21 protein-coding genes are annotated in these 18,532 nt (G+C 67.3%); 4 read left to right on the top strand and 17 right to left on the bottom strand.

Annotation, left to right across the window (positions count from 1 at the left end; translation table 11 throughout):
• Positions 1–131: 131 nt before the first annotated feature.
• From HCK04_RS37410 to HCK04_RS37480, 15 genes are all read right to left on the bottom strand, one after another.
• The gene (locus HCK04_RS37410; RefSeq protein WP_142652119.1) at positions 132–947 is read right to left on the bottom strand and encodes a 3-deoxy-manno-octulosonate cytidylyltransferase; all 816 of its coding nucleotides are present in this window, start codon (positions 945–947) and stop codon (positions 132–134) included.
• A 23-nt stretch (positions 948–970) separates the two neighbouring features.
• Positions 971–1,537, bottom strand: a complete 567-nt coding sequence (locus tag HCK04_RS37415) for an NUDIX domain-containing protein (protein ID WP_142652121.1) — start codon at positions 1,535–1,537, stop codon at positions 971–973.
• Between the two features lie 4 nt (positions 1,538–1,541).
• Positions 1,542–2,531, bottom strand: a complete 990-nt coding sequence (locus HCK04_RS37420; protein ID WP_240972182.1) for an adenosylhomocysteinase — start codon at positions 2,529–2,531, stop codon at positions 1,542–1,544.
• 158 nt (positions 2,532–2,689) lie between these two features.
• Positions 2,690–3,691, bottom strand: a complete 1,002-nt coding sequence (locus HCK04_RS37425; protein WP_205831191.1) for an NAD-dependent epimerase/dehydratase family protein — start codon at positions 3,689–3,691, stop codon at positions 2,690–2,692.
• Positions 3,692–3,723: 32 nt separating this feature from the next.
• Complete coding sequence (locus tag HCK04_RS37430; protein ID WP_142652125.1) at positions 3,724–4,560, bottom strand: phosphotransferase; 837 nt, start codon at positions 4,558–4,560, stop codon at positions 3,724–3,726.
• Positions 4,557–5,213, bottom strand: coding sequence for a histidine phosphatase family protein (locus HCK04_RS37435; RefSeq protein ID WP_142652127.1), 657 nt, complete (start codon positions 5,211–5,213; stop codon positions 4,557–4,559). The genes HCK04_RS37430 and HCK04_RS37435 overlap by 4 nt, the downstream gene beginning before the upstream one ends.
• A complete protein-coding gene (locus tag HCK04_RS37440; RefSeq protein ID WP_142652129.1) occupies positions 5,210–5,974 on the bottom strand; it encodes a phosphotransferase in 765 nt (254 codons plus the stop codon). Before HCK04_RS37440 ends, HCK04_RS37435 begins: the two co-directional genes overlap by 4 nt.
• On the bottom strand, positions 5,971–6,816 hold the full coding sequence (locus HCK04_RS37445; RefSeq protein ID WP_142652131.1) for a class I SAM-dependent methyltransferase: 846 nt from the start codon (positions 6,814–6,816) through the stop codon (positions 5,971–5,973). The genes HCK04_RS37440 and HCK04_RS37445 overlap by 4 nt, the downstream gene beginning before the upstream one ends.
• Before the next feature lie 31 nt (positions 6,817–6,847).
• Positions 6,848–7,360 (bottom strand): topology modulation protein, encoded by a 513-nt coding sequence (locus tag HCK04_RS37450; protein ID WP_142652133.1) that lies wholly within the window; start codon positions 7,358–7,360, stop codon positions 6,848–6,850.
• A gap of 99 nt (positions 7,361–7,459) precedes the next feature.
• Positions 7,460–8,512, bottom strand: a complete 1,053-nt coding sequence (locus HCK04_RS37455) for a hypothetical protein (protein WP_185949106.1) — start codon at positions 8,510–8,512, stop codon at positions 7,460–7,462.
• Entirely contained in the window at positions 8,509–10,227 is a 1,719-nt protein-coding gene (locus HCK04_RS37460) for a carbamoyltransferase C-terminal domain-containing protein (protein WP_142652137.1), read from the bottom strand. The genes HCK04_RS37455 and HCK04_RS37460 overlap by 4 nt, the downstream gene beginning before the upstream one ends.
• Before the next feature lie 8 nt (positions 10,228–10,235).
• Positions 10,236–11,192, bottom strand: coding sequence for a thymidylate synthase (locus HCK04_RS37465; protein ID WP_142652139.1), 957 nt, complete (start codon positions 11,190–11,192; stop codon positions 10,236–10,238).
• Positions 11,189–12,940, bottom strand: coding sequence for a hypothetical protein (locus HCK04_RS37470; protein WP_205831192.1), 1,752 nt, complete (start codon positions 12,938–12,940; stop codon positions 11,189–11,191). Before HCK04_RS37470 ends, HCK04_RS37465 begins: the two co-directional genes overlap by 4 nt.
• A 92-nt stretch (positions 12,941–13,032) precedes the next feature.
• Positions 13,033–13,659, bottom strand: coding sequence for an HAD family hydrolase (locus tag HCK04_RS37475; RefSeq protein ID WP_205831193.1), 627 nt, complete (start codon positions 13,657–13,659; stop codon positions 13,033–13,035).
• 82 nt (positions 13,660–13,741) lie between these two features.
• A complete protein-coding gene (locus HCK04_RS37480; RefSeq protein ID WP_168066579.1) occupies positions 13,742–13,912 on the bottom strand; it encodes a hypothetical protein in 171 nt (56 codons plus the stop codon).
• A 141-nt stretch (positions 13,913–14,053) separates the two neighbouring features.
• On the opposite strand from HCK04_RS37480, the gene HCK04_RS37485 reads away from it, so the two are divergent.
• Both HCK04_RS37485 and HCK04_RS37490 read left to right on the top strand, forming a co-directional pair.
• Positions 14,054–15,439, top strand: coding sequence for a Tat pathway signal protein (locus tag HCK04_RS37485; RefSeq protein WP_168066581.1), 1,386 nt, complete (start codon positions 14,054–14,056; stop codon positions 15,437–15,439).
• Positions 15,440–15,513: 74 nt separating this feature from the next.
• Positions 15,514–15,999: a TrmO family methyltransferase gene (locus HCK04_RS37490; protein WP_142652144.1), complete on the top strand. Its 486-nt coding sequence runs from the start codon at positions 15,514–15,516 to the stop codon at positions 15,997–15,999.
• A 145-nt stretch (positions 16,000–16,144) separates the two neighbouring features.
• On the opposite strand, the gene HCK04_RS37495 is transcribed toward HCK04_RS37490, so the two are convergent.
• Together HCK04_RS37495 and HCK04_RS37500 are read right to left on the bottom strand one after the other, a co-directional pair.
• A complete protein-coding gene (locus HCK04_RS37495; protein WP_205831194.1) occupies positions 16,145–16,372 on the bottom strand; it encodes a DUF397 domain-containing protein in 228 nt (75 codons plus the stop codon).
• Positions 16,354–17,181 (bottom strand): helix-turn-helix transcriptional regulator, encoded by an 828-nt coding sequence (locus HCK04_RS37500; RefSeq protein ID WP_142652146.1) that lies wholly within the window; start codon positions 17,179–17,181, stop codon positions 16,354–16,356. The genes HCK04_RS37495 and HCK04_RS37500 overlap by 19 nt, the downstream gene beginning before the upstream one ends.
• A 156-nt stretch (positions 17,182–17,337) precedes the next feature.
• Here HCK04_RS37500 and HCK04_RS37505 point away from each other — a divergent pair, with 156 nt between their 5' ends.
• Both HCK04_RS37505 and HCK04_RS37510 read left to right on the top strand, forming a co-directional pair.
• A complete protein-coding gene (locus tag HCK04_RS37505; RefSeq protein WP_142652148.1) occupies positions 17,338–17,670 on the top strand; it encodes a hypothetical protein in 333 nt (110 codons plus the stop codon).
• A complete protein-coding gene (locus HCK04_RS37510) occupies positions 17,667–18,182 on the top strand; it encodes an ATP-binding protein (protein WP_142652149.1) in 516 nt (171 codons plus the stop codon). The genes HCK04_RS37505 and HCK04_RS37510 overlap by 4 nt, the downstream gene beginning before the upstream one ends.
• The last annotated feature ends 350 nt before the right edge of the window (positions 18,183–18,532 follow it).

An 18,532-nucleotide genomic window follows, 5' to 3' on the forward strand; every position in this document is an offset into this window, starting at 1 on the left:
GCCGGCGAAGCGGGCGCGCCTGGTCGGCAAGGACCTTCAGGTCGGACGGGGAGAGTGAGGCAAGGACGGGGATCTCGTCTGAAGGGATCTCGTGGGTTCGACGGAGCGGCTGCCGACGGCTGCTTGCGTCTCTATCGCCTCGCCGAGGCCGCCTGCGAAATGCTCCTTGCGGCATCGTCGTGCTCATCGACTCGGTTACCCAGGAGTTTGAAAGCCCTTGCGAGGTCTTCGGGCGTGTCAACCGCCACGCCTTTGTCGGCGACGGGAAGCATCCGAACGCCGTACCCGTGCTCGATGAAGCGCAGCATCTCCACACCCTCGGTCCGTTCCAGCGGCCCTTGCGGGAGCTGCCGAAACTGACGGAGAGCCTCACTGGTGAAGCCGTAGAGTCCCAGCTGACGCAGATACGTCGGGCGTGCCCCTCGCGGATAGGGGATCGGTTGGCGCGAGAACATCAAGGCGTTTCCGCCGGTTCCCAGCACGACTTTCACGACGTTGTGATCGAGGACGGCGCCAGCGTCGTCCAGTTCCGTGTAGGCGTTCACCGCGAGTGTGCCGACGGTGAGGTGGTGGAGAGCGTCGGAGACGGCGTCGATCGCGGTCGGCGCGATGAACGGCTCGTCGCCCTGGACGTTGATGTAGGCGTCCGCGGAAACGCGTTCAGCACATTCCGCGACGCGGTCGGTGCCGGTGAGGTGTTCTCGGGTGCGCATGCATTCGATGCCCAGTTCGCGGCAAACGGCCTCGATGCGTTCGTCGTCTGTCGCGACCAACACGCCGTCGAGACGCGTGGCCTCCATGCAGCGTTTGTGCACATGCCACAGCAGAGGCTTGTCCCCGAGCGGGGCCAAGGGCTTGCCCGGGAAGCGCGAGGCCCCCCACCGGCAAGGGATGATCGCTATGTGGCGACGCTCAGTGCGTGGCTGTGCTGTTGGAGCGGCGGTCATGGCGTACTCCTGTCGATCGGGTCTCAGGAACTCGCAGGACGTTCAAGGAGGGCCAGCTTGGCGCGGATGGTCGGTGAGGCGGCTCCCCGGAACGACCGCCACTCGTAACCGCTGACCTCCTCGCTCTGGAGCGTCACCCGGCGCTGTGCCTTGAGCCGGAAGATGAAGCGGAAGTTGACATGCTGGTGTCCCGGCTCGCCCTTGGCGAGGTTGGCGTCGATCTCATGCACGTCGATGTCCAGGGGAACCGTCTCAAACCCTTGGAGGGGGACGACCGCGTCGCTGGGGATGCCGGTCTCCTCCGCGAGCTCGCGCAGGGCGGCGTGAACGAGGTCCTGGTCGTCCCGTTCGACGTGTCCCCCCGGTGCGAGGAACTTGCCTGTCGCGTTGTGGCGGATGTGGAGCACTCGGTCGGTGTCGTCGAGGACGATGGCGCTGCAGGTGACGTGAGCTGGAAAGGTCTTGCGGTGCGTGGGGTCCTGCGTGTCGGCCAGAGCGGTGAACAGCACTTCGAGAAGTCGCTGCTCGCCGGGGTGGCGACTGAGGTACGCCTCGGCTGTGGCTCGGATGTGGTCCGGGGACGGCGGCATGAGATCACCTGTCGAAGTGGTCGAGCCAGATCCTGGCGATGGCCTGGCGATCGGTCATGGGCATGCTGTGCAGGCCAGGTTGGAAGCGGCCGTGGCTGAGGGCGGCCGTGGCGGCGAGTATCTCGGCCTGGACGAGGTGGATGTAGGTGCCGACGGCTGCTCCGTGTACGAAGTTGACGGCGCCGCCGTCGGCGAGCACGTAGAAATAGTGACCGGTGATCTCGTAGCGCGTCAGCTGTTCCCCAACAGGGATGCGCTGGTAGAGCTCGTGGAGGGCTGAGAGTTCCAGCTCGTCTTCCGAAGAGGTCACCGAAGCGAGGTAGGCGCCGTTGCGCAGGGCGGCGAAGTCGTGCTGACGCAGTGCGAGGTTTCCGGTGGCGCACAGGACGAGTTCGGCGTCCCTGACCGCCTCGGCGGTGGTCGATCTCGTACGGAAGCCCTGGGAGTGCGCCTGCACTCGCCGGACCGGGTCCGTGTCGTAGACCGTGACCCGCAGGTCGTTGGCCCGGAGTGTCTGCGCGATGGCGCGCCCGACCTTACCGAAGCCGAGGACGCAGGCGTTTCGGCTGGTCAGGATGTCGCCGCGGGCCCGGACCAGAGCGTCGGTGGAGAAGACGATGGACCGGCCCACGAGGTGGTCCTCGCAGTCCTTGAGGGGGGAGCGGGCCACCGAGACGACGGGACACGGTATGCGGCCGAGCGCCGCGTACCGCTGGTGCCCGTTCTCCGTGTCTTCCACAACGCCAAGGACACGGCCGGAGAACTTCTCGACCAACGTGCCGAGGCTGGGAGCGAAGTAACCGCCGATGTCCACGAGGACGACGTCCTGCCCGCCTGCCGTGTCCTCCACGTAGTCCAGCGCACGGGTGGAGTCGGCGAACAGTTCCCTGCTGAGGTGGTGGACGGTGTAGGCGCTCTGGACCACTTCCAGCGTCCGCTGGTCAACGGACTTGGGCTTGGGCAGTACGGCACCGACTGTCGAGGTCCTCGCCATCGCGCGCAGGAATGCCGGACGCTCAGAGAGCAGGTGCGTGATGATGAAAGAGGTGATCGGGCCGCCGACGGGGAATTGTCCGGTGACCCGCCGGAAGAAAGCATCGAGTCGTGCTCGCTCAGGACCCTCCACAGCAGCTCCTCCTGACTTCCGTCTGGTTAGGCGGCTCGGCTGTACATGCTGGGCTCAGCGGCCAGGGCTTGCATGTGGGCGCGTATGCCGCTGGTGAGGTCGACCAGCGCATGCCAGCCCAAGACCTCATGTGCGCGACCGGGGTGGGCGCGGGTGGTGGGGACGTCGCCGTGGCGGGGGTTCTCCTGACGCACCTCGATATCGCGGCCGACGAGGCTGTTGGCGATGCTGATCACTTCGAGGAGGGAGGCGTTCGAGCCTCCCCCCACGTTGATCACACCGCGTGCGGCAGGAGCGGTGGCCGCGGCGATGGTGGCTGCGACCGCGTCGTCGATGTAGGTGAAATCCCGGCGCTGGTGACCGTCACCGTAGAGGCGCAGCGGCTGGCCGGTCAGGGCGGCCAGCAGAGCACGGTGGGTGAACATATCGGTGCGCTGCCGGGGGCCGTAAACGGTGAAATATCGCAGTGCGACGACGGTGGTGGGGCAGTGGGGCTGCGCGGCGTGGGCGAGGCAGAGCTGCTCCTCGGCGAGCTTGGTGACGGCGTACGGTGACGCGGGCCGCGGGTGGTCGGTCTCGACGCTGCGTCCGCCATCGGTGGCGCCATAGACGCTGGAGGAGGAGGCGACGACCAGGCGGGGAACGCGCATGCGCCCGACGGCGTCGAGTAGGCGCTTGGTAGCCAGGATGTTGGAGGCGACGTAATCGCCGAACTGTGGTCCCCAGGAGGGGCGAACGCCGGGGATGGCGGCGAGGTGGAAGACCGCGTCCGCGTCGATCAGGAGGGGGTCGATGGCACAGCCGATCAGGTCGGCTGTGACGTGTATGTACCCCTGGTGCGACCGGAGAGGGTTGAGGTTGGCCGCGGCGGTTTGGTCGGTGGAGGGGTCACGGCGATCGACACCGATGACGACGGTCCCGGCCTGGACGAGGGCGTGTGCGAGGTGGGAACCGATGAAGCCGGCGGAGCCGGTCACGACGGCGCGGCGGGGGAAGTGGGTGTGCTGATGACTCAGCTGCTGTGTCACGGTGCGTCTCCAGAAGCGATGGTGTCGACGTTTCAGCTCAGCCGGGCCAGGACGGTGCGGCCGTGGGCGGAGAGGGAGAGATCCTCCTGCTCATATCCGCGCACCAGGGCGGTGACCGCCTCGATGGCGCCGAAGGATTCGAGGAGGCGTTGCTCCATGTCGGTGGGCCCGCGCCCGTATCCGGAGTAGAACGCGTTCCGGAGATGGGAAGCCACCTGCCAGCGGCGGAATTCGAGACGGGCGAAGTCTCGGACGCGGGCATCGCGCCGCATGTGTTCCAGGTCGTAGAGGCCGAAGGACTCGCCTATGTTCCAGTTCCGTGGCTGGTAGTCGAGGTGGCACACAGCGCTGTCCATGACCGTGCTCGCCAATACGTCCTGGTGGGCGGTCAGGAGTTCGCGTTCATCGGCGGAAATGAGACCGGCCTGATCCGCCCGGCCGATCCAACGAGCAAGGCGTCGTGCCAGGTCGGGGCCGACGGCGTCAGAGCGCGGAATAAGGGTGGCCTGGTGGAGCAGTCGCAGTACGCGACCGGCCTCGTGGTGGGCCAGTTCCTCCTCAGGCGATCCTGGGGTCACAGCATCTGCCCGCGTGCCGGACAGCGCGGTCACCAGCAGCGTGCACGTGCTGTCGTGACAGCCGACCAACTCGGGCACATGTCCTTGGAGGTGCCGCGACCAGGTGCGGTACGCCTGGACCTCCTGGACGTACCTTGATCGGTTGTCGTGCTGCTTCGCGAAGTATCTCCGTCCCTGACCGTCGGCCAGCTGGAGCAGGCGTGGCGGAAGGGACGGATCCGGCACAACGCGGACGGAACCGACCCTGTCGCGGGCCAGTTCCAGGCGCGGATCAACGAAGGCCGTGATCACGAGCAGGCCTCCTTCGCCAGGAGGGCCTGGTGCGAGGTGTCGTTGTGCCGGTCGAGGATCCATCGGGTTTGGTCCAGCCGGTTGCGGTGATGCTGCCAGCGCGTGATGGAACCGTGCGTGACCGTGAAGCCCGCGGGGGAGCCGAGCGGGATGCCCAGGAGCAGTGTGTGGGCGACGATCACGGTCTCGCCGTGTGCGGCGAACAGGACACGGTCGCCTTCGTGTTCTTCGATGAGCTGTGCCAGGTGGGCGCCGGCCCGTTTCAGGTATCCGTTCCAGGTGTCGGATCCCAGAGCCCAGGGTGTGTCCGGGTGGGCATGAGGCCCGCCGCCGGCGGCGGTCTTCACCTCGGCCCAGGGTCTGCCGTCGGCGTCGCCGTGGACCGGGCCGTCGAGCCGGACGTCCGTGATGAGCGGGATCCGAAGGGTCTGACTGATGATCTCACCGGTCTGGATCAGGCGCAGGCGCGGTCCGGCGTAGAGCGCGTCGAACGGCTTCTCTCGGTGTTCGTCGGCGAGCCGACGTGCGGCCTGCTCCACCTGGGCGTAGCCGCGATCGGTCAGTCCGGTGCAGGTCCGCGGTCCTCCAACCAGTCCGTCGGCGTTGCACTGAGCCTCGCCGTGGCGGACGAAGACGAGTTCGGTGATGATCATGCTCGACCTCGGAGTCGGGGGTAGTTGGGTGGCCAACCGTGGCTGTAGCCGTTGCGCCCGATGTAGGGGGCGGTCAGGACGGCGTGCAGGACGAGAAAGTCGTCGAGGCGGTCGCGGTCCGTGGCACCGAGGCGGGTGTCGTGGTGATCCGCGGCCTCGTTATAGGCGTGTAGGGCCGTGTCGATGGCCTGATCCGAGAGCGGTCCGTACGTCAGAAGCAGCGTGGCGATCAGCTTCGCGAGGTCGTAGGCCATCGGCGCCAGCGTGAGGTCGTCGGTGTCGACGGTGAAGACAGCCCCGGCATCGGTGATGAGAAAGTTCCGGGGGTTGCTGTCCTTGTAGAAGGCGGTGGGTCCCTCCGCCGTGCTTTCCAGCAGCGTCAGCATCGCGTGCAGAGCAGCCTTGTTGGGTAAGTAACCCTGCTCCAGCCGGTGTTGGAGGGCGGCCCTGCGGGGGCCGAGGTAGTCGGCGAAGGCGGTGCCGTCCTGGAATCTGTGCGGTGTGGCCAAGTCGGCTGCTCGCAGGTCGCTCGCCCAGGCGGAGCCGTGGGCATGGCCCAGTAGCGCCGCCAGCGCGGGCAGGTCCTTCCGGTGGACTGGACGTCCTTCGATCCGCTGGTAGGTCAGGCTGGTCGGCCCGATCACCACGAACGCCGGCAGCCGCAAGGGTCGCGCGTGTTCCGTGATCCACCAATGGTGACGGACAGCGGCGGAGATCTGATCGGAAGTCTCATAGAACTTGGTGAAGTCGCCACTCGTCATGATCGGCCTTTCCTGGGCTGGGCCACGACGAACGTGATGACGGACCGAGTGGTGAGCGGCCGGTCCGGCACGGACTCGTGAAGCAACGATGCAAGCGCTCCCGGATTCCCGTACAGGCCCGGAGCTAGGCCGTACTTCGGGTTGGTCGCCACGTACTCGGCGATGTGGTCGTGACCGTCGAAGGTGAAGGTGTGCTCCTCGTTTTCGGCGGTCACCACGTCGAGCGACGTCGCCGCCAACTCGGCGAGATTGCCGCTGTGCGCCGAAACGTACAGGCTCTCGTGCCGCTCGGCGTGAGGATCGAGGCCCGCCGTGGCGACCAGCTGGTCCATTTCCCGGTAGCTGTCGAGGCTCTTGGTGACCAGCACTGCCAGCGCTCCGGGGGCGAGAACGCGGTTGATCTCCGCTACGACCGTCTCCGGGCGAGGAGAGTGGTACAGGCAGAACGCGGCCACCGCCAGGTCGCACGACCCGGCGGGCAGGGGCAGCCGATGGAAGTCCCCTTGGAGGAAGCTCACCTGCACGCCCGGCAGATGACGGGTCCGCTCGCGGGCCTGGTCGATCAAGGCCGGGGCCGCGTCGAGACCGACGACACGCCGCGGGTGTAGCAGACTGGCGAGCGCCGCGCTGCTCGTACCGCGACCGCAGCCGATGTCCAGGACCGCACCGAGACGGTCGGCTCGCGCGTGATGGGATCGCACCAGCTCGACGATCGTGTCCGGAACGGGCCGGCCGGAGGTCTTGGCCCGCATCAGAGCGTTTGACCGGCCGGCGAGACGGGAGGCGTGGCCGTACAGTTCCGTCTGCCGCGCGGGGTCGAGAAACGGATTGGTACCGCTCATGCCGCGCCCTCCCTTCGCGGGCGCGGACGGCTCAGCGGTGTTCGGCGGCCACCTTGCGCAGCCAGCGGCGCGTCTGGCGCCGGTTGGCCAGCAGAATCACGTCGGCATGCCCGGACGCGAACTCCTCGATCTTCGCCATCACGCGGGGGCGCATCCTGCGGCGGTACGTCGCCACGTACTTGATCACACCCCAGTGGATGCGGTTGTGCACCCCGTTGCCCTTGTGCCCGGCCCCGTGCCGCAACTGACGGGAGAAGATCCCCCACAGCGCGGCGGCCGTGGACACGTCCATCAGGACCACGGTGTCGCAGGCTTCCAGCCGGATTCGCAGCGTCGAGTTGTAGTTGCCGTCGATCACCCATCGCGGCTGTGCGACCAGCTCCCGCTGCAGCTCGGCGAACTTCTCCATGGGCAGCTCGTTCCACTCGTCGTCGTAGAACGCGGCGTCCAGGTGCGTCACCGGGGCGTCGAGGATCTCCCCCAGCGCGCGGGCCAGGTAGGACTTGCCGCTGCCTCCGCAGCCCACGATGGCGACCTTCTTCACAGTGCTCCAGCCTAGAGTCGCCCGGGCACCCGGACAGGCGGGCCGCCGGGACACGTTCGGTTGATCTCGGTACGAGGGCCTGGCGGGTCTGTGGCGGCATCAGGCCACTCCTCGTGCGGCCACGTCGGGACTCGTGATCGTGTTCAGCACGGTCTCCAGGACGTCGACCTGCCTGCTCAGGCGGAAGAGGTCCAGGCGGTCCAGACACGCCGCGATCAGGTCCACGTGCTGCTGGCTGCCGGAAATCTTCTGGAGAAAAGTGAGGCGCTCGATCACCTCGCGGCCGGAGGACACGATCAACTCGGCGGGCACGAACTGGTCGACGTGGCGGATGTCGGCCGGAGCGAGCGGCAGGCAGCCGGCGAGCACCGCCTCGAAGATCCGCTGCGTCATCTGCCCGACCGCGGCGTACCGCTCGGGCAGCATGAGGATGGTCGCCAGGGACCTGCTGTACAGCTCGTGGGCTTGCTCGAAGGGGACCCGTCCGAGGAAGCGGACATGCCGCCAGCGATCGGTCCGGGTCCACTTGCCACCGACCAGGTGTGCGACGCGGTCGGCAGCGGGGGCGAAGTAGCGGTCGAAATGTGCGTCGCGGTCGTACTGATTGCCCACGTAGCCGAGCATGAGGTCTCGGGGAATCGCGGCGAGCGCGATCGGATCCGCGCGGGCCAGGAGTCGGTCGTCGACCGGGAAGAGCAGGCGGTGGGCACCCGCTGAGGGTTCAAGTGCCGCTTCGCACACGGCGGTCCGTAGAGCGCCACGCCACACGCTCTCAGTCCGCAGCTTGCGGTCCTTGTCCCAGATCAGGGTCGGCGTACCGCGTCGTGCGGTGTAGTGCGCGAGGAGTTCGGCCTGGCGGTGCAGGTCACAGGTGTGGCCCTCAGTACCACACGCGGTGGTGTTGCGCCCGGTGATCGCCCAGCGCCATTCCAGGAACAGGACGTCGATCGTCGGAATCCCGCTGTCGAAGACGTATGCGCCGCCGAGGTCGTCGCCGGCTTCCATCAGGTCGCGGTTGGGCTGGAGGAAGACGATCTCGTGCCCGCGGGCGAGGAGGGCGTCGATGAAGGGGCGGCGGTGGCTGCGGCCCCCGTCCGGGGTGTCGGTGATCCCGTTGCCGAGGAAGCCCCAGAAGCTGTACCCGATCTTCACTTGGTGATCCACCGGCCTTCCAGCAGCAGGGCGTCCAGGCCGGACTCGGCCAGGCAGTCCAGGGCCATGGCCGGTGTCCCGCAGATCGGCTTGCCCTTGACGTTGAGCGAGGTGTTGATCAGCACCGGGACCCCGGTGCGGCGTGCGAAGGCCGTCAGAACCGCGTGCATGAACGGGTTCTGCGATTTCGTGACGGTCTGGAGGCGGGAGGTGCCGTTGGCGTGCACGATGGCCGGCACCTTTTCGCGCGCCGCGGCTGTCACGCCGGAGGCCATCGACATGTAGGGCGCTTCCTGGCCCAGCGTGAAGAACTCCTCAGCGCGCTCGGCCAGGACCATCGGGGCGAAGGGCCGGAACGGCTCCCGGTACTTCACCGTGGCGTTCAGCCGCTCCACGACCCCCGGCTCCAAGGGAGAGGCGAGGATCGAGCGGTTGCCCAGGGCACGCGGACCGGCCTCCACCCGACCTTGGAACAAGCCCACGATCATCCCGTCGGCGAGCTGGTCGGCGAGGAACTCGGCGGGTTCGATGCCGATGGTCTTCTGCCGGAGCTGCGGCCAGGCCATCAGATCGAGGGCCTGGTCCTGGAACGACGGACCGAGGTAGCAGGATCGGGCCACGCCGACCACGGGCCGTCGGCTCCCGCTGTCAGAGTGCACAGCGACGGCGGCACCGATCGCGGTGCCGGCGTCACCGGGGGCGGGCGGGACAAAAACCTGATCGAAGACGCCGGCCTCGATGATCCGGCCGATGCTCACGCAATTGGTGGCGACTCCGCCACCGACACACAGGCGACGGGATCCGGTGAGCGTCCGCGCCCGGCGAGCCAGATGCAGCATGACCTGATCGGTGCGCTCCTGGAGCGCCGCGGCTAGGTCCCGGTGGACATCCGCGAGCGGTTCGTCCGCGTGACGCTGGGGGCACGTCTCGCTGATGAAGCGTCGAGAGGTCCTCGGATACCGGGAGTTAAGGGTGCGAGGGGGGAAATAGGCAGGGTCGACGAAGAAGCCGGTCGGGATGGTGCGGACAGCCCGGGCGAACAGGTGACGGAACCGCGTGGGGTCGCCGAGGGCGGCGAGGGCCATCACGGTGCCCTCCTCGTCGCCGCGGCGCCAGCCCAGATGCTCGGTGACCGCGCCGTACACGTACCCGAGCGAAGCCGGGTCGTGGACTGCCTCCACGATGCGGGTGCGGGGGCGCAGCGTGTCGTGACCGTGCGCGATGGTGGTGGTCTGCCGTTCGCCGAGACTGTCGACGACGAGCACCGCCGCCTCGTTCCACCCGGACGCGGCGAAGGCAGCCAGCTGGTGGGCTCGATGGTGCGGGACAGGCACCACACGGGCTGAAGGGAACAGCCGCCCAAGGGTGCGAACACGCTGCTGGGTGCGCAGCGCCACCTTGGCGAAGCCCCTGGCCCGAGCCAGCGCCCGTTCACGCGTGATCGCCGACAGAGCCAGGCGCAGGGCGGCCGGGGACTCGAGGAGATACCGGGCGGGCTGGAAGTTGTACGCGACAGCCTCCACGTCACCGGCGGTGAGTCCTGCTTCTCCCAGCAGCCACTCGACCGCGAGGCGGGGGTAGTCCTTAGTGTGTTTGCGCTGGGACAGGCGCTCCTCCTCCACGAAGCCGATCAGCTCCCCGTCGACCAGCAGCGCGGCGGCGGAGTCATGGGTGTAGGAGCACAGGCCGAGGATGACAGAGGGAATTCGGTCCATGTCGTGCGTCACCTCACCCCTGCCGTTGCGGGGGTGGTCGAGGTCCTGGCGCGCCGGTTCAACTCGCCGTACCACCCGGTCAGCGCCTGGCCGAGCGGCCCGTCGACCCCGTCGGCCACGAGCCACGCCTGATCGCGCAGGCCGTCCTTCCACAGCCGGTAGCTGCGCAGGGTCTCGGCCATGCCGTCCCATCCCGGATGCCCTGTTACCGCTCCGCCTCGGACCTGGTCGAGAAGCACGTCGAAGCCCTCCCACTCGGTGATGAGGTCCGGCATGATCGCGCTCGCGGTGAGCGAGGTGAGGTGCTCGGCCTGGCCGAGGTGGCGCTCGTAGATGTGCAGGGACCCTACGTAGTGGTGGAAGTCGCCCAGCTCGGCGCCGAGCCAACCGGCGACCAACTCGTGCAGGACCGTGTAGAAGAACAGGTCGTACGGCATGCCGATCCACACGTCCTGGCCGCGCATGGTGGTCGACATGTGCAGGCGGCCGGCGCGTAAGTGGAAGGCGAAACCGAGCGTGCAGGGCACGTCCTTGTGCCCAGCGGCGTCCCGAGCCGGGTCATACAGCTGGATCAGGGCCCGGCGGGAGTTGGGGTCTTCCGTGAGGATCTCAAGGACGCGGTGCAGCTGGTCCACGACGCCTGCCCAGTTCCGCATGCGTGGGCCGTAGGCGCCGCGAAGAACACCGTCGTCGGCGTACTGCCGCAGCTGCGCGTTGTAGTCGAAGATCCACGGGTCGTCCGAGCCGGAGAGGTGCCAGACGGTCTCCGCGACCGCGAACGCGGGGTTCAGGATCCGGGCCGGCGGCGCGTACAGCAGTCGGGCTCGGGGCTGGGTCAGCCGCATGTGGACGTCGAGGACCTCACGGGTCGCCATGCCGCGAGGCGCGACCTTCTCGCCGTTCTTCGCCAGGGTGACCGCCCCGGCGAAGAGTTCGGCAACGCTGTCGCCGATCAGGTGTGTCATCGGGCACGGGCTCCTTCGCCCCGCGACAGCGCGGAATCAGCGCCAGGGGCATCGTGATGGATGGGGACCAGGCGCGTGGCAGCGTCGTCGGCGCGCCCGAGGATGAGGTGCGCGACGTCGGCGGCGCTGTCTCCGCGCCACCGGCACACCGCATCCGGCATCGTCTGGACGGCGGGCCGGTTGGGGCGGGCCAGCGACGAGAGGGCGTCGGCGATGTCGTCCGCGCTGATGCAGCGCCAGGCGAGGCCGTGCTCGGCCAGACCGAGCGTGCGCTCACCGGCCGCGCCGATTTCGAGGACCGGCACGTTCAGGAGGGCCGCTTCGATGCCACATGTCGAGTACGCACTCGCCAGGGCATCGGCACCGGCGAAGCAACCGCGTGCTCCGGCCCGCGGGTCGGTCACGGCCACGAGCGCTCCGTCGTCCGGCCTGACCAGGGCGGAGAACGCGTCGGCGCTCTGCGCGGGGTGGGGGGCGATGACGAGGCCCCAGCCACCGTCGGCCCTACGTAGCCCGTCCAAGAGCAGGTCGGCCTGGGCCCTGAGACGGTCAGGGCCGAAGGGCTGCCAGGCCCACACCACGATCCGGGTGGGCTCCCTTCCGGTGGCGGCACCGATGAGCCGTGCCAGGTACCGCTGCTGGGCCTCGCGGTCGCAACGGGCCAGGCTGTCGAAGCGAGGCTGGCCCAGGACGTGGACTTCGGCGTCGGGATGCCGCGTCCAGGCCCGCGCGAGGGGGGCGTCGCGTTCCCCCATGACGACGATGTGACGACTGTGGAGAGCCGGCCACGCGACCGACTCCGCTGTCCAAGCACCGTGCTGGACGTGCACCGTGTTGATGCCGTGGCGCTCGGCCGCGTGCACAGCGAGCGCTCCCAGCGGGCTGGTGTCGTTGCTGACCAGCACGGTGTGCGGCCGTGCCACGGCGAGGACATCGTCCAACCACGCTTCCGCCTCCACGACGGATCGCCACGACGGCTGGGTGCATCCCCCGCTCGTCTCCAGAAGCACCGAGACGAGCCGGAGCAACCGACCCAGATGGACGCTGTGCTCCTTCACCCGAACGACTGCGCCGTCGTCCTGCCGCAGGAGCTCTTCCACCGCACCGCGGCGACCGAAAAGGCCGGCGGGGGGCGAACACAGCCTCACCTCCTCGGCTCGAGGAGCCGGACTCCGCTCCGCCGCGTCGGTGGCGAGGTCGATCAGCAGGCTCCTTCGCCCGCCGCGCGCGAGGACATCGAGCACGGGGAGCAACGTGGCCGCGTGACGGGACGACCACGACAGCGCCACCACATCACTTCGGCGCACCTCGGACGCAGGGGGATGCGCAGCGGCCACATGAACGGCGGGACGGGTAGGCGACTGTGCGGGTCGCAGCGGATTGTGCGAGACCGCGGCCCCCAGCACGAAGGCCATACCGGACCAGGTGACGGTATAAGACCGGTACTCCCGCGAGCTGCTCGACCGCACGCCGACGAGCCCCTCGTACGGCGCGGGAGTCATCGTGCCGGGGGCCTTCTTGAACGGCTCCCAGGCGCTGAGCGCCATCAGCTTGCGTACCAGCCGCTCCACCAGGCGCCGCACCGGCACGTGGTGCACGTACAGCCATTCCGCGCCGCCCGGCGTAGCGGCGAGAGGCGCGCCGTACGTCTCAAGCGCCCCCATGATTCGATGGACTTGCTCGCCCACGTCGCCCGAATCGAGCGGCAGGGCCTCCAGGTCCCGCGTGGTGATCTGCTCCGCCCGCATCGTGGCGAGAGCGCCTTCTCCCACCAAGGCCCACAACGGCTGCCCGTCGAAACCGCTCCGGACAAGGCCGAGCGCGCTGTGCCCAACCGCCTTCACAGCGAGCCGCCTTCAATGAGTGGGGTCTGCGGGGCGCCGATGCCGAGGAGGTGCAACAGGTCCTTCGGCGATTCGGCGACCATGGGGGACGGACCGATCGGGCGGCCGTATCCCCAGCCCGCGTGGATGTAGGAGACGCCGGCACGCCGCGCCGCCTCTTGGTCGACCGCCATATCGCCCACATAAGTCACGTCGGCCGGGTCAGTGCCAAGGTCGATCAAGGCGAGCAGAATCGGGTCCGGCGCCGGCTTGCCCCGCCCCTGGCCATCGGGCCCGCGCACGGTGGCGAACGGGCAGCCGAGCCGCTCAAGGAGGGGGTTTGTCCTGGGCAACGGCTTGGAGGTGACGACTCCGAGTGACCAGCCGGCAGCGGCGGCCGAGAGAAGGACTTCTGTGATGCCCTCGAACTCTCGGGCCAGATCGGACGCTGCCGCAGACGTCTCCCCGTACGTCCGATGAATCTCCTCAGCGTTGGCCAGACCGAGACGCCCCATGATGTCGCCGAAGGGACGGCCAAGGTGTTCCTGGTACGCCTCGAAGGGCACGTCGAGGCCATGGGCTTCCTGGACCGCGTGCCACGCTCTCTCCATCACGGGACGCGTGTCGAAGAGAACACCGTCCAAATCGAAGAGGAGGCTACGCCGTACTACCGAACCGCAGCCGGCCTCGCTCCCCGACACGGGATACAAATCAGAGGGAAGTGATTCAGGAGGCATAATGAAGGTCTCCAAAGAGGGGAATGACGAGGGTCGGAAAGCGACGGCCGGTTCCGGGCGCCTGATGAGAGGCGAGCACCCGCTTACCGGTTTCGTCCTCGGTGGGGCGCATGGTCCGGCCGTCGGCCATCACCGAAACGAGACAGAGGCTGGTCTTCACCGGATTTCCTCCCCGGCAAAGGCAGATGGTGGTTTCGTTGACCTTGAGTGAACCGTGAATGACGACGGGTAGGTATCCCCGGCCAGTCCGCGATGCCGTCAAACCCGTCAAAGATCGTTCTCTTGTGAACGGGGCCGAAGGATGGCACACAGGAACGAGCAACTGGCTTCTGTGATCGCGGAGACCGGCTGGTCGCAGCCCAAGGTCGCCGCAGCGGTAGTAAGGGTTGCCGCCGAGGTCGGTGCCACTGAACTGTTCAGCACGACGCGTTCCCACATCGCGATGTGGATCTCCGGAACCCGTCCCACCGGCAGGGCACCCCTTATCTTGTGCGAGACGTTGTCTCGGCGGCTGCAACGCCCGGTCACACTGGCGGAAATCGGGCTTTCGGTATCGACCCCCGATGCCGACCCGGCATCCGAATGGCGCGTCGATACGCTGACCGCGCTGGTGGATCTGGGGAGAAGCGACATGGACTTGGGACGCCGCCAACTACTGGCTGGCGCCGCCTACTCGATAGGCGGCCTGGTGCTACCCGGACAGCAGTGGTGGGATGACGCTCCAGAGCGAGCCAGATCCCGGCCGGCCGCGACGAGCCGCCGGATCGGCGTCGGCGAAGTCAACGCCGTCCGCGAGATGACGGAGTTCTTCTCCAAGCGCGATCAACGGCACGGCGGGATGGATGGCCGCACCGCTCTCTGCCGCTACATCCACGACGACGTCGCGAGATACCTCGGCGGCGTCTTCACCAGCGAAAAAACACGCTGTTCTCTTCTGGCCGCGGCCTCCGAGGCCGTATATGTGGCGGGCTGGATGAGCTTCGACGCCTCGGAACACGAAGCAGCGCGCCGCTATTTCACACTCGCCCTGAAACTCGCCGCAGAGGCCGATGAGGCCCCGCTGGCTGGTCACATCCTGCGGGCCATGGCCCACCAGGCGATCGACTTGGGTCACCCCGGGGCGGGTGTGCGGCTCGCGGCGGCGTCTGTCGACCGAAAGCGCTACACCCTGGCGACACCTCGCGAGCGCGCGCTGCTCGGTGTCGTACAGGCACGCAGCCTCGCGTCCGATGGGCAGAGGCGTGAGGCGATCGCAGCCCTGCTCCGCGCGGAGGACGACCTGGCTGCGGCGGGACCGGGCGACGAAGACCCGCAGCGGGTTTGGTTCTTCCAGCGAGCCTCGCTGGCCCACGAGACCGCACGCACCCTCTGGACCCTCGGTGATCTCGATGGGGCGCTTCGTGAGTTCCACAACAGCGTGGTGACGAGGAAGGCCGAGACGTTCAGCCGGACCCACTCCGTGACACTCGGCTACATGGGCACCGTGCAGGCCAAGCAGGGCAACGTCGAGGCAGCCTGCCACACATGGGCACAGGCTCTTGACGCCATGGAAGGCGTTCAGTCGGGAAGAGCACGTGAGGCCGTCGTGAACATGCGCAGAGTGTTGTCTCCCTTCCGCAACCGCGGGATCAACGCGGCAGCGGAGATCGACGAGCGGGCCAAGGCCGTACTCAAACGAGTAGCCTGACAGCGCCGTGATGGCGAGGATAAGCGCGGTGCAGCCGTGCTTCCCGCCCTACTCGAAGCCGAGAAGGGAAACTCGTGTCCACACAGTCCATCGAAGTGCCTGTGATCGCCACCGTGGTCGGAGGTCACACCGGTCGGCTCGACGACTTCAAGGGCGGTGTGGAATCGATCATTAGGTTGCGCCCGGACTACCCGATGGAGACGCTGCAGGGGATCGAAGAGTTCTCCCACCTCCAGGTCACCTGGTTCTTCAACTTCGGGTCTCCTGATGACGTCGCTCTGCACGCCCGTAGTCCACGCGACAATCCGGCGTGGCCGGCGACAGGGACGTTCGTGCACCACAACCACCGGCGGCCAGCACGACTGGCGACCTCGTTCCCCCGCCTGCTCCGTGTCGATGGGCGGGATCTGCACGTCACTGATCTCGACGCGGATGACGGCACGCTCGTGGTGGATCTGGTAGCGGTCTTCGAGGAGATGCTTCCTCGAGGCCCTGTCACGCAGCCGTCTTGGCCCAGCGAGATGCTGAAGGACTACTGGCGAGACGCTTCCGAACGCTGATCCGGATGGGGCGCCGGCATCGATCCGAACGAGAGGGGGTTGTTACTTTCGTCGCCAGTGCCGGCCAGCGTCGACGCTTCCTAGAGGTGGTCAGATGCCGGGGTCGGAATCGAGTGCCTGGTCGAGCACGCGATTCGCGTCGCCTTCACGCGATGTCGAATTCGCCGTCCTTGACTCCTCCAATGAAGGCGTGCCACTCCGCGGGAGTGAAGAGCAGCTTGGGGCCGTCAGGGTTCTTGCTGTGACGAACGGCGACCACGCCGGGAAGGTTCGCTGCGACTTCGACGCAGTTGCCCCCGCCACCACCACTGAGCGAGCTCTTCTTCCAGGCGGCCTTGGAGAGGTCGATGCCGGTTAGATCATTGACTTCCATCGAATCCCCGCTTCCTTGATGATGTCCAGCGATTGGCTGGGCCGGTAGGCTTCAGCGCGAATCCTGTCATATCTGCCCCAGACCAAAGACACCACTTCATGGTCTGCCGATACCTCGCCGGTCGCGGACGACTCTATGGAGACGGAGGTAGGGGCGTCCGGCAACTCCGCGATGATGAAGCTCGACAGCAGGCCGGATGTGCACGACGTATCCCGTGGGACGATCTGGATCTTGATGTTCTGTCGGCCCGCAAGGGCTACGAGACGGCTGAGCTGCTCGTGCATGATCTCAGGACCGCCGATGAGACGGTCCAAGACTGTCTCATCCAGCAAAACCCATAGGGCGGGTGGGCGGTCTCGATCGAGGATGATCTGACGGGACATTCGGGCAGCGACCTGTTCCTCGATCTCGTCCTCGGAGGTGGCGAGGTCACCGCGGAAGACGGCTCGCGCGTAGTCCGCGGTCTGGAGGAGCCCGGGGATCAGCAGCGGGTCCCAGCTTCGCAGTACCTGCGCTCGGGGCTCGATCTCATCCGACCATCCGAGGAACCAGTGGGGCGCCGATGGTGAGGTGATGTTCCGGCAGAGCCGGGCGAAGAGGTCGCCTGTCCCGAACGCCTCGTCGCATCGGGCTGCCAGGTCCGGCTTGGGCGTCCGGTTGCCGATCTCGATGTGCCCTACGAGCGACCCGGAGACTCCCAAACGTGTGCCGAGCCGCTCTTGGGATAGACCGGCTTGCTTGCGAGCCCGTGCCAGCTCACGCCCGAAGCGTTGAACGGGGGTCAGACGGGGATCGAGGTCGTTCGCCATGCCCTTCCTCTCCTCGGTTTCCTGATGCGATGACACGTTCTGACAGACCGCTACATGAGGCGAAAGTTTCTGTCGTCTGATTGTCGATGGATTGCGGCTACACGTCCACCAAAACTGAGGGAATCTAATCCCAGATGTTTACTCCACGACTGATCAATGACAACAATCGGACAAAACCTCTGGCCGCTTGTCTATGCGTCAGCCGTGATCGGAGCGTCGATGTATCCATCGGGAGGTGAACCCATGGCTTCGGGGAATGCGCTGCACAGTCAGGAGCACCTCATCTACCCGGTGCAGCCCATCTGGGATCTGCGAACCCTGGGGATCGCCACCGCTGTTGTTCTTCTCCCAGCAGCACTCCATTTCCTGGACGCCCTGCAGGTGACCGGCAGGCCCCATTCCTGGTCGCACTTGTGGAAACGCGACGAATCGGCGGGGATACCCGAGGAGAAAGCGGTTATAAAAGCCAAGGTGGCGGTAAGTGCATGAAGGTTAAGAAAAAGGCCAAGCTGGGAGCAGGCCGCCGGCCTCGATGTGTGGCCAATCAAGACTTGCACGGCGTGGGACAGGCAGACTTCGCCGGGCAGGCCGTATCGGTTGGTGCCGCGAGGGCGTGGGCTAACGGGCTGCTGGACGGGCAGGTCGCCGACGACGTGCGGGAGTCCGCGGTGCTCCTGCTCAGCGAGTTGGTCACCAATGCCATCGTGCATTCGGAGTCCGGTCGCAGGCCAGGCGGACAGGTCACCGTTTTCCTGGCCGTCGGAGATGGCGCGACATACTGCGAGGTCATCGATGACGGATCCGAAACCAGCGTTCCGGTTATCCGGGAGGTGTCCCTGGAAGGCAACGGCGGGCGGGGCCTGTGGATGGTGAACGCGATGGCGGACGCCTGGGGCTTCCACCACGACGACGAGGCCGGGAACGCAGTCTGGTTCCGGATGGGCACACGCCCGGCGATGGCGCATGCCGTTTCATGTTCGAACGCTGCCGCTGCCTCATGAGAGACCGGTGGTCACGGCAGGGGTGGCGCCCTGTCCGTTCCCCGGGGCGCTACGGCACACCGCTACAGATCCGGCCAGGCGCCTTGTGAGATGACTCGGTGAAGCTCCGTGCCGTCATGTGCACCCCCAGCTACGGCGGCACGGTCGCGGTCTCTGCCTTCCCCCATAGCAGAGCCGCCATAGGGACCTGCTCGCACGCGGTCTGACGCGCGGCAGGCTCCGGCGCGACGGTACGGTCAAGCCCCCGTACATCCGTACCGTCGCGCCACTCTCGGGTCCCAGCCCCGGGCTCGCCTTCGCTACCCAAACGTCGGCGTCCTGGGTCACTGGTGACGGTCCCGAGGGAGCGA

The organism is Microbispora sp. CL1-1 (genome assembly GCF_012034195.1).
Lineage (GTDB): Bacteria > Actinomycetota > Actinomycetes > Streptosporangiales > Streptosporangiaceae > Microbispora.

Bases quoted from the DNA above. Each gene is read 5' to 3' on its own strand.
- HCK04_RS37410 (WP_142652119.1), bottom strand. From the start codon at position 947: ATGACCGCCGCTCCAACAGCACAGCCACGCACTGAGCGTCGCCACATA.
- HCK04_RS37415 (WP_142652121.1), bottom strand. From the start codon at position 1,537: ATGCCGCCGTCCCCGGACCACATCCGAGCCACAGCCGAGGCGTACCTC.
- HCK04_RS37420 (WP_240972182.1), bottom strand. From the start codon at position 2,531: ATGGCGAGGACCTCGACAGTCGGTGCCGTACTGCCCAAGCCCAAGTCC.
- HCK04_RS37435 (WP_142652127.1), bottom strand. From the start codon at position 5,213: ATGATCATCACCGAACTCGTCTTCGTCCGCCACGGCGAGGCTCAGTGC.
- HCK04_RS37440 (WP_142652129.1), bottom strand. From the start codon at position 5,974: ATGACGAGTGGCGACTTCACCAAGTTCTATGAGACTTCCGATCAGATC.
- HCK04_RS37445 (WP_142652131.1), bottom strand. From the start codon at position 6,816: ATGAGCGGTACCAATCCGTTTCTCGACCCCGCGCGGCAGACGGAACTG.
- HCK04_RS37460 (WP_142652137.1), bottom strand. From the start codon at position 10,227: ATGGACCGAATTCCCTCTGTCATCCTCGGCCTGTGCTCCTACACCCAT.
- HCK04_RS37465 (WP_142652139.1), bottom strand. From the start codon at position 11,192: ATGACACACCTGATCGGCGACAGCGTTGCCGAACTCTTCGCCGGGGCG.
- HCK04_RS37470 (WP_205831192.1), bottom strand. From the start codon at position 12,940: ATGCGGGCGGAGCAGATCACCACGCGGGACCTGGAGGCCCTGCCGCTC.
- HCK04_RS37485 (WP_168066581.1), top strand. From the start codon at position 14,054: ATGGCACACAGGAACGAGCAACTGGCTTCTGTGATCGCGGAGACCGGC.
- HCK04_RS37495 (WP_205831194.1), bottom strand. From the start codon at position 16,372: ATGGAAGTCAATGATCTAACCGGCATCGACCTCTCCAAGGCCGCCTGG.
- HCK04_RS37500 (WP_142652146.1), bottom strand. From the start codon at position 17,181: ATGGCGAACGACCTCGATCCCCGTCTGACCCCCGTTCAACGCTTCGGG.
- HCK04_RS37505 (WP_142652148.1), top strand. From the start codon at position 17,338: ATGACAACAATCGGACAAAACCTCTGGCCGCTTGTCTATGCGTCAGCC.
- HCK04_RS37510 (WP_142652149.1), top strand. From the start codon at position 17,667: ATGAAGGTTAAGAAAAAGGCCAAGCTGGGAGCAGGCCGCCGGCCTCGA.